The following is a 9444-nucleotide window of genomic DNA, read 5'->3' on the forward strand; positions in this document are numbered from 1 at the left end:
AATCCGACTGCATCGGTGCAGGGGTGAGGATGTGCACGCGGAAGGGGGCAGACATGGGCCTTGGATACAAACTGGCCTACCGGTTCAAGATCACGCCTTGGGTGACGGCGGGACCCATCTTCGAAGATCAGATCCAGGCACTGCTGGATCCACTCGACGCACCACCGGGAAAGGTTCTGGATATCGGCTGCGGCACCGGCTACCAAGCCATCGCGATGGCCAAGCGCGGGTGGCAGGTGACCGGGATCGACAACGTCCAGTTGGCCCTCGACAAGGCGCGATCCAAGGCCCGGAAGTCGGGGGTCGATGTCCGGTTCGTATATGCGGACGCCACCGACCTGGAGCATGCCGTCGGCCGCGGGTATCACCTGATCCTCGACGTCGGGTGCTATCACGGGCTGAGCGACCGAGACCGGGTCGCGTACGTCGAGAACGTCACAGCCGTAAGCGAACCCCACGCCACGCTGCTGATGTTCGCATTCGGCCCCGGTTACCGCGGACCCCTGCCGAGGGGCGTCTCCCGCTCTGATGTGGAGCGAACGTTCGAGAAGTGGAAACTGGTGTCGGACGTCGACGCCGACATCATCGGCCTGCCCAGGGCGCTCGAGAAGGTCGACCCTCGATGGTTCCGACTCGTCAAGAACTGACGTCCCGTTCACCCCTCCACCGCCCGCAGTCACCGGGCAGTCACGGCGGGGAGATAATCTGCAGGTGACTGCAACACTGCGCATCAGCGGACTGTCGGCTTCGCGCGGTGAGCGCGCCCTTTTCTCGGGCCTCGACCTGACCGTCGCCCCCGGCGACGTGATCGGCCTCGTCGGCGCGAACGGCGCAGGAAAGTCGACCTTGCTGACCGCCCTCGCCGGGGTCGGATCGGCCGACGTCGACGGTGCTGTCGTGCTGAGCCCACCCGACGCCGTCGTCGGCTACCTCGACCAGGAAATCGACCGGATCGCTGACGAGACCGTCCTCGACTTCCTCGGCAGACGGACGGGCGTCACCGCAGCCGAGCATGCCATGAACGACGCCGCGGAAGCCCTGGCCAAGCCGGGACAATCCCCCGTCGCTTCGCTCGCCCCGGACTCATCCCCCGTCGCTTCGCTCGCCCCGGTCGAAGACCTCTACTCCGCCACCCTCGAGCGTTGGCTGGCTCTCGGCGGCGCCGACCTCGCCGACCGTGCGGAGAAAGTGGTCGACGAGATCGGACTGGGGGTACCCCTGGACGCGCGCATGACATCGCTCTCCGGCGGGCAGGCGGCGCGCGCCGGGCTGGCCTCGATGTTGCTGTCCCGATACGACGTGCTACTTCTCGACGAGCCGACCAACGACCTCGATCTGCCGGGGCTCGAGCAACTCGAGCGATTCGTCGCCGGGAGCCGGGCAGCCCTTGTGGTGGTGAGTCACGATCGGGAGTTCCTGGCGCGCACCGTAACCGGAATCGTGGAACTCGACCTGACGCAACAGCAGATCGCGGTCTACGTCGGCAACTACGACTCGTACCTCGCCGAGCGTGAGATCGCGCGCAGGCACGCGAGGGAGGCATACGAGGGGTTCGCGGCGACGCGTTCGGACCTCGAGGACCGCGCGCAGATGCAGCGGAACTGGATGGAACACGGTGTCCGCAACGCGCGCCGAAAGGCGAAGGACAACGACAAGATCGGCAAGGGCCTGCGCACCGAGTCCACCGAGAAGCAGGCCGCGAAGGCCCGGCAGACACAGCGCCGGATCGAGAGACTCGAGGTGGTCGAGGAACCGCGCAAGGAATGGGAACTGCGGATGGAGATCGCCACCGCCCCGCGCAGTGGATCCGTGGTGGCGACGGCAAACGGAGCCACCGTGGGTTGGTCCGGGGATCCCGGGTTCACGTTCGGTCCGGTCACCACCCAGGTGGACTGGGGTGACCGCATCCTCATCACCGGCGCCAACGGTTCCGGCAAGACGACGCTGCTGAAGATCCTGCTCGGCAAGATCACTCCGGATGCCGGCAACGCCTCACTGGGTTCGGGTGTGGCGCTCGGCGAAATTGATCAGGCTCGCGGACTGTTCGAGGGCGCCGAGAAGGTGGCGGACGCGTTCGCCGCGCAGGTTCCGGACTGGCCGGACGCCGATGTTCGGACCCTGCTCGCGAAGTTCGGGCTCAAAGGTCACCACGTGCTGCGTGCGGCGGCGTCCCTGTCACCCGGCGAACGCACCCGTGCAGCCCTCGCACTGTTGCAAGCCCGGGGTGTGAATCTCCTCGTACTCGACGAACCGACCAACCACCTGGATCTCCCCGCGATCGAGCAACTCGAGCAGGCGATGGAGAATTTCGACGGCACTCTGCTCCTCGTCACCCACGACCGTCGGATGCTCGATTCGATGCGAAGCACCCGCCGGTGGCGGATGGAGGGCGGTCGACTCTTCGAGGATTAGCTAGTCGCCCTCGGCCATCGGTGGCAGCGCCAGGACGAGCGGGACGTCGTAATCGGTCTTGCCGACCTTCGACGCACCCCCCGGCGACCCCAGGTCGTCGAAGAAGTCGGCGTTCGCCTTGGTGTACTCGACCCACTGGTCCGGGACGTCATCCTCGTAGAAGATGGCCTCGACGGGGCAGACCGGCTCACAGGCCCCGCAATCGACACATTCGTCTGGATGGATATAGAGCATCCGCCCGCCCTCGTAGATGCAATCGACGGGACATTCCTCGATGCAAGCCTTGTCCAGAACGTCGACACAGGGCTCTGCGATGGTATAGGTCACGTCAGCAATCCTGGCCTTTCCCGCCCTCCGGCGCGAATCGAGTGCACTCTGCCACTCAATTTACCGTGGTCAACCTCTTTCGCTTCGGTCGCGTGGATCTTCGTCCGTCTGTGGAGACGGGCCTCCCGCGACGCGATCAACTCGGCGCCTGTGGTTCGGCCGGCGGCCGGCACCGGAGAAGGGGAGAGTTCTCATGGCTGATGCCAATCTGATCGAGCCGTACCAGGGTTTCGGACGCGCCGGTTCCTCCAGAACGAGACTCGTCACTCTTCATCACAGTCCGAGACAGCGATGATTCCAACGTGCCGTACGCCGCCGGACTGCTCACTGCACTTGTCATCGGCGACCGCTTGCCCGCAATGATCCCCGGCCGGACGCAACCAGACCTCGAGCCCGACGAGCTGGCTTTGTAGGATCACTTGCCCCCTAGATCAGGAAGGACCCAATGCCCCATACCCTCACTATCGACGGCATATCCAAGCGTTACGGCGAAACCGTCGCGCTCGACGACCTCTCCTTCGAGGTACGGCCCGGCGAGATCTTCGGGTTCGTCGGCAGCAATGGCGCCGGCAAGACCACCACCATGCGCATCGCGCTCGGCGTGCTCTCCGCGGATTCCGGTGAGGTTCGACTCGGCGACAAGCCCGTCGACCTGGACGTGCGGCGCACGATCGGCTATATGCCCGAGGAACGGGGGTTGTACCCGAAGATGAAGGTAGGCAAGCAACTTGCGTATCTTGCCGAGTTACACGGCATGTCCCGCTCCGCAGCGCGCGAAGCAGTCATGCGGTGGACGGACCGTCTCAGCATCTCCGGTCGTGTCGGCGACACCGTCGACGCACTGTCGCTCGGCAACCAGCAGCGCGTCCAACTGGCTGCTGCACTCGTCCACGACCCCGCGGTCCTGGTTCTCGACGAGCCGTTCTCCGGACTCGACCCCGTTGCGGTCGACGTTATGAGCGAGGTCCTGGTGGAGAAGGCGCACACCGGGGTGCCCGTGATCTTCTCGAGTCATCAACTCGAACTCGTCCAACGCCTGTGCCACCGCGTGGGCATTATCAGCCACGGCCGGATGCGGGCCGTCGGCACGGTCGACGAACTACGCGGCGGAGGCGACGTCCGACTCGAGGTCCACGCACCGGAGGCGCCGGTCGGCTGGGCCCACCACCTCGAGGGAGTGACCACGATGAGTCACATCGACGGCAGAACGCTGCTCGTGCTCTCGCCTCAGGTGGATGACCAGTTGATCCTCCACACCGCCCTCAAGACCGGCCCGGTGCACGAGTTTTCTTTGCACCGGCCCACCTTGGCCGATCTGTTCCGAGAGGTGGTCGCGGCATGAGTGCCCCACTACACCCCGCCCGCGCGATCGGCCTGGTAGCCCGGCGCGAGTTCCTGACACAGGTGTCGAAGAAGAGCTTCGTGATCAGCAACGTGATCATCCTGCTCGCGATCGTCGGCGGCATCCTGGCTTACTCCTTGTTTTCGGGGGGTGACGACCATCGCGCCACGATCGGACTGGTCGGCGACCAGTCCCTCGCCCCGGCTCTCATTGCCACGGGCGACGCCGTCGACACACCGGTCGAGGTCACCGCGACCCCGGACGAACAAGCAGCACGGGACCGAGTAGAGAGCGGCGATCTCGACCTCGCCCTGATCCCCGGCACCGATGGATCCTTCACGGCTGTAACCGAATCCGAGATCGGACCCGGGCTTCGCACCGTAGTCGACGCGGCCGTGGCACAGCAGGCGCAGGCCGCCGCCCTCGTGGCGCAGGGTGTGGACCCCGCGCATCTGGCCGACGTGACCGGCAAGGCCGTCGTGACCGTCGACGCGCTCGACCCAGCCGACCCCGAACAGGGTCAGCGCGTGGCCTTGTCGGTCGCCGTGGTGGTCCTGCTGTACATGCAGATCATGATGTTCGGCATGTACGTGGCGATGGGTGTGGTCGAGGAGAAGTCCAGCCGCGTCGTCGAACTGCTGCTCTCGACGCTGCGCCCGCTGCAGCTATTGTGGGGCAAGGTGATCGGAATCGGTGCCGTGGGCCTCGTCCAGTTGGCCGCGTACGGAGTTGCCGGTGTCGGCGCCGGGTTGGCGACGGGCACCCTTACCGTGACCGGGACGGCGTTCGGTGTCCTCGCCGGAACTCTCGGCTGGTTCGTCCTCGGTTTCGCCTTCTTCGCCGTCCTCTATGCCGCTGCCGGTTCGATGGTGTCGCGGCAAGAGGACGTCAATGCCACCGCGTCGCCGTTGATGGTCCTGATCGTCATCATGGCCTTCAGCGCCTTCTCCTCGGTGAGCGACCCGGACGGCACGCTGAGTAGCGTACTCAGCTGGATTCCGCCGTTCTCCGCGATCCTGATGCCGCTCCGCATCGCAGCGGGGGTGGCGTCGCCGGCTCAGGTGGTCGCGACCATCGCGCTCATGCTGGTCGTCACAGCCGGACTCAGCGTTCTCGCCGCGAAGATCTACCAGCGCTCGATCCTGAGGATCGGCAAGGTCGTGTCGTGGAAGGAGGCGCTGGGACGTTGACGTACTCCCCGGCCGTGTTGCCTGGAAAGGCAACATGGCCGGAGGCCGCGGTCAACCGGCCAGTTTCACGGCGGCGGCGCCGATGTCGTCAAGATCGCGCTGGATCGCCTTGGCAGTGGCTTTCATCGCGAGAGGTCCCAGCAATTTCATCATGATCTTGGAGAAGGTGCCCAGGTTCGCGGCCTCCGCCGAGAATTGCATTGTCAATGTCGTGCCGTCCCCAGCGGGCGTGAGCGTGAAGACAGTCGAATAGTCCGCACCGTTGGACGATGCCTTGACCACGGTGCGCTTCTTCTGGTCGATTTCCGAAACCCACATTTCTTCGGTTGCCGACTTGCCGAACATCACCCGGGTCTCGCGCCAACGTGTACCTATCTCGTAACCCGTGGCGTCGAGCCTCTCTATTTTCTGCACGCCCCTCAGTACCGACTCTGCGTTGTCGAGATCGGTGAGAACCTTCCAGACCGAGCCGACCGGGGCAGCGATCACCCGGCTGAAGCGAATTTCCGAAGCAGACATCGAGCACCCGTTTCTTTCGAGCCCGACCCGCGTCGGGCCCGGCGTCCGATCGAGCAGTTCCGGATCAAACCCTAGGTGACAGATCGCCTCGATTCCCGAGGACCGGCCCAGACTCTCACCACTACTCTCGTTAGATATGGCCGCCAAGATCCCCGCCCACGACCTGCTCGAGTTGGTACTGGACGCAGGCACCTTCGTCTCCTGGGACGAGACGCCCGTCGATTCGGAACCGGACGAGAAGTACCGGGCCGAACTGACGAAGGCGGCCGAGAATTCGGGGGCCGACGAATCGGTGATCACCGGGGCCGGCGCGGTTCGAGGCCGTCCGGTCGCGGTGATCGCGTGCGAGTTCGAGTTCCTCGCCGGATCGATCGGAGTGGCCGCCGCCGAACGCATCGTCTCCGCCATCGAGCGCGCCACCCGCGAGGGTCTCCCCCTGCTCGCGTCACCCACCTCGGGTGGCACCCGCATGCAGGAGGGCACCATCGCCTTCGTGCAGATGGTGAAGATCGCGGCGGCGGTCGCCGCGCACAAGGCCGCGCATCTGCCCTATCTCGTATACCTGCGAAATCCCACCACCGGTGGCGTGTTTGCATCGTGGGGTTCGCTCGGACACATCACCGTGGCCGAACCCGGCGCGCTGGTCGGGTTCCTCGGCCCCCGCGTCTACGAGGCTCTGTACGGCGAGAAGTTCCCGGACGGCGTGCAGACATCGGAGAACCTGTATCGCAACGGAGTCATCGACGGCGTCGTGCCCGCGACCCGACTCCGACCGCTCGTACACCGGACCCTGCGAGTGCTGATCGACTCCCCTGCGACACCGAGCGTCGCCGAGTCGGTACCCACGCCCGACATCCCGGACGTCCCCGCCTGGCAGTCGGTGATGGTGTCGCGGCGCCCCGAACGTCCCGGCATCCGCCACCTGCTCCGTCATGCGGCCACCGAACAGGTGCCGCTCAGCGGCACCGGGCAGGGTGAGACCGAGGGAACGGTGTTGTTGTCGCTGGCCCGATTCCGTGGCGCACCGTGTGTTCTGCTGGGTCAGGACCGTGCCGGGCAATCCGCGTTGAACACGATGGGGCCCGCCGCACTGCGCGAGGCACGCCGAGGCATGCGACTGGCCGAGGAGTTGCAGATCCCGTTGGTCCTGGTGATCGACACCCTCGGCGCGGCGCTGTCCAGGGAGGCGGAGGAGCGTGGACTGGCCCCAGAGATCGCCCGCTGCATCTCCGACCTGGTGACGTTGAAGACGCCGACCGTGTCCGTCCTGCTCGGTCAGGGCACCGGCGGCGGAGCCCTCGCCTTCCTCCCCGCCGACCGGGTCCTCGCGGCTCAGAACGGCTGGCTGGCACCGCTCCCGCCGGAGGGCGCCAGTGTCATCGTCCACCGCGGCACCACCCACGCATCCGAAATGGCCGCCGCCCAGGGCATCCGTTCGCTCGACCTGCTCCGCGACGGCGTCATCGACGCGATCATCCCCGAATATCCCGATGCCGCAGACGAACCCGTCGACTTCTCCAAGCGGGTCGGCGAGGCCATTTCCAGGGAAATTCGTGCCCTGACCGGGGTTCCCGCGGAAGAGCGATCCGCGGCCCGACACGCCCGCTACCGAAACCTGGGATCAGGCCGGTAGCGCTCCCAGTAGATGCCACTGGCCCGCCCTGAGTACCTACCGGAAAACACCCAGGCCGAGAACGGTTTTCAGTCTGTGCTGCGGCGCTATATCCGCTGGCATTCCCGTAGGCGACCGAGACCCCGACCGTCGCGTACCTTCCCTAGTGTTCCCCAATTTTGGTTGTAGCGTCTTCCTCGGTGTGCCCCACACCAGGGGCCGTGACGATGAGGGGCACGTGCATGCGCGCAACACGAATCGGATTCACCGCAATCGCTTCAGTGGCGCTACTGGCGGGTGGCGTCGCCACCGCTCACAGTGCCCCCGGCTCGCTCGGGAGCCTGGGTGGGCCGACCATCCCCGGCAGCGGCACCTTTGACGTCGGCTACTGGCCGGGACAGGTCAAACCCGGTATCTACCAGAATCCCGGCATCGCGGGCCAGGACTGCTACTGGGAGCGCTATGCTCCCGGCTTCAACGACCCCGACTACGCCGCCGGCGGCGGCACCTTCCCAGCTTTCCATCCCGACAACATCGTGGCGACGGCAGTGACCATCGAAAAGTCGGACGAGACCTTTGAAACAGGATTGTTCGGGGGTAACTGTGCGGAATGGAAGTGGGTGGCCCCCCTCCCGCACAGCACCGGATCTCTGGGGTCTCTGGGATCGTTGGGGAGCCTCGGTAAGCCGGCCATACCCGCTGACGGCACCTTTGACGTCGGCGACGGGCTCGACGAGATCAAGCCGGGCATCTACCAGAATCCCGGCGTCGCAGGCGAGGACTGCGACTGGGAACGCCGTGTGGGCGGCGACATCGTCGCCAACGGCGACACGCAGCAGGCCAACGATCCGGACAACACCGTAGCGTCCGCGGTGGTCATCGAAGAGTCGGACGAAACCTTCGCAACGAGCACGGGCGGAACCGAATGTGCGGAGTGGAAGTGGGTCGCTCCACTCGACCACTCCACCGGATCGTCCGGATCGTCCGGGGCAGCCGGGGCAGCCGGGGCATCGGGGATGTTCGGGTCGTAAATCTGACCGGATTCGCAACAGCAGCAACGTTCCCGGTGACGCCGTCGCCGGGAACGTTGTGATCCCGACAGCGTCAGATTGTTGCTCGCTCGGCATGCCGGAAGAGGAATCAAGGCACCTTGATGGTCGGGTTGTAGATATCCATCCACACCGCGAGGTTGAGGATGCGCTCGAGTCCGTGGCGCGACGCTTGACGGATCTGCGGGGTATCGATCGATACCGCCTGAGACAGCCAATCAGGGCTGACCAGGCCGAATACCGGATGTGAGCGGTCGCTGAGCAACTCCTTGCCGTGCTGTTGCAACGCCACCGCATATTTCGGGTCCTGGGTGGATGGGTACGGCGACTTCACCCGGTCGATCACCGACTGCGGCAGCACATCCTTGGCCGCTGCCCGCAGCAACGACTTCTCCTTGCCGTCGAATGTCTTCAGCGACCACGGCGTGTTGTACACGTACTCGACCAACCGGTGATCGCAGAACGGTACACGAACCTCCAGTCCGACGGCCATGCTCATGCGATCCTTGCGATCGAGCAGCACTCGGACGAATCGCGTCAGATGCAGATAGCAGATCTTACGCATCCGCCATTCGAAGTCGGACTCGCCGTCCAGCCGATCGATACCGGCCACGGCGGTGTTGTACGAATCCTGCACGTACTCAGCCATGTTCAGTCCGGCCATGACCTCCGGGGTGAGCAAGTTACGGTCGTTGCCGAAGTATTCGTCGAACCCCACCAGCCACGGAAATGTGTTCGCCTGCTGCGCCTTCGGATCGAAGAAGTGCTTGTAACCACCGAAGACCTCGTCGGCCGACTCACCGGACAGTGCCACCGTGGAGTGCTGCCGGATCTCCTTGAACAGCAGATACAGCGAGATGTCCATGTCTGCGATGCCGATGGGGACGTCGCGTGCCCGGATGACCTTCGCCCGCACGGCGGGGTCGGCAAGATCCTCGGAGTCGAGCACGATGTCCTGGTGGTTGGTCCGGGACCGACGGGCAACGTCGTGGG

General features: G+C 65.3%; 9 protein-coding genes. 6 read left to right on the plus strand and 3 right to left on the minus strand.

The genetic code is table 11. From position 1 onward, the window contains the following. Positions 1 to 53 precede the first annotated feature (53 nt). Positions 54 to 647, plus strand: a complete 594-nt coding sequence (locus RM2_RS19820) for a class I SAM-dependent methyltransferase (protein ID WP_072691240.1) — start codon at positions 54 to 56, stop codon at positions 645 to 647. Between the two features lie 64 nt (positions 648 to 711). Next, on the plus strand, positions 712 to 2412 hold the full coding sequence (locus tag RM2_RS19825; RefSeq protein ID WP_072691241.1) for an ABC-F family ATP-binding cassette domain-containing protein: 1701 nt from the start codon (positions 712 to 714) through the stop codon (positions 2410 to 2412). Here the strand turns inward: RM2_RS19825 and fdxA are convergent, their stop codons facing one another. After that, a complete protein-coding gene (fdxA, locus tag RM2_RS19830) occupies positions 2413 to 2739 on the minus strand; it encodes a ferredoxin (RefSeq protein ID WP_072691242.1) in 327 nt (108 codons plus the stop codon). Between the two features lie 445 nt (positions 2740 to 3184). On the opposite strand from fdxA, the gene RM2_RS19835 reads away from it, so the two are divergent. Both RM2_RS19835 and RM2_RS19840 read left to right on the plus strand, forming a co-directional pair. Continuing rightward, entirely contained in the window at positions 3185 to 4081 is an 897-nt protein-coding gene (locus tag RM2_RS19835) for an ABC transporter ATP-binding protein (RefSeq protein WP_072691243.1), read from the plus strand. Then, positions 4078 to 5271: an ABC transporter permease gene (locus RM2_RS19840; RefSeq protein WP_072691244.1), complete on the plus strand. Its 1194-nt coding sequence runs from the start codon at positions 4078 to 4080 to the stop codon at positions 5269 to 5271. Before RM2_RS19835 ends, RM2_RS19840 begins: the two co-directional genes overlap by 4 nt. Positions 5272 to 5322: 51 nt before the next feature. Here the strand turns inward: RM2_RS19840 and RM2_RS19845 are convergent, their stop codons facing one another. After that, positions 5323 to 5790 (minus strand): SRPBCC family protein, encoded by a 468-nt coding sequence (locus RM2_RS19845; RefSeq protein WP_072691245.1) that lies wholly within the window; start codon positions 5788 to 5790, stop codon positions 5323 to 5325. A gap of 136 nt (positions 5791 to 5926) precedes the next feature. Here RM2_RS19845 and RM2_RS19850 point away from each other — a divergent pair, with 136 nt between their 5' ends. Together RM2_RS19850 and RM2_RS19855 are read left to right on the plus strand one after the other, a co-directional pair. Beyond that, positions 5927 to 7423: an acetyl-coenzyme A carboxylase carboxyl transferase subunits beta/alpha gene (locus tag RM2_RS19850; RefSeq protein ID WP_072691246.1), complete on the plus strand. Its 1497-nt coding sequence runs from the start codon at positions 5927 to 5929 to the stop codon at positions 7421 to 7423. Positions 7424 to 7644: 221 nt separating this feature from the next. Continuing rightward, positions 7645 to 8433 (plus strand): Rv1352/Rv1906c domain-containing protein, encoded by a 789-nt coding sequence (locus tag RM2_RS19855; protein ID WP_072691247.1) that lies wholly within the window; start codon positions 7645 to 7647, stop codon positions 8431 to 8433. A 109-nt stretch (positions 8434 to 8542) separates the two neighbouring features. On the opposite strand, the gene RM2_RS19860 is transcribed toward RM2_RS19855, so the two are convergent. After that, positions 8543 to 9444: asparagine synthetase B family protein (locus RM2_RS19860; protein WP_139277847.1), on the minus strand; the 902-nt coding region annotated here is incomplete at its 5' end.

This window comes from Rhodococcus marinonascens NBRC 14363, assembly GCF_001894885.1.
GTDB lineage: Bacteria > Actinomycetota > Actinomycetes > Mycobacteriales > Mycobacteriaceae > Rhodococcus_F > Rhodococcus_F marinonascens.

Excerpts from the sequence above, each read along its gene's own strand:
- RM2_RS19820 (WP_072691240.1), top strand. The coding sequence starts at position 54 with ATGGGCCTTGGATACAAACTGGCCTACCGGTTCAAGATCACGCCTTGG.
- RM2_RS19835 (WP_072691243.1), top strand. The coding sequence starts at position 3,185 with ATGCCCCATACCCTCACTATCGACGGCATATCCAAGCGTTACGGCGAA.
- RM2_RS19840 (WP_072691244.1), top strand. The coding sequence starts at position 4,078 with ATGAGTGCCCCACTACACCCCGCCCGCGCGATCGGCCTGGTAGCCCGG.
- RM2_RS19845 (WP_072691245.1), bottom strand. The coding sequence starts at position 5,790 with ATGTCTGCTTCGGAAATTCGCTTCAGCCGGGTGATCGCTGCCCCGGTC.
- RM2_RS19850 (WP_072691246.1), top strand. The coding sequence starts at position 5,927 with ATGGCCGCCAAGATCCCCGCCCACGACCTGCTCGAGTTGGTACTGGAC.
- RM2_RS19855 (WP_072691247.1), top strand. The coding sequence starts at position 7,645 with ATGCGCGCAACACGAATCGGATTCACCGCAATCGCTTCAGTGGCGCTA.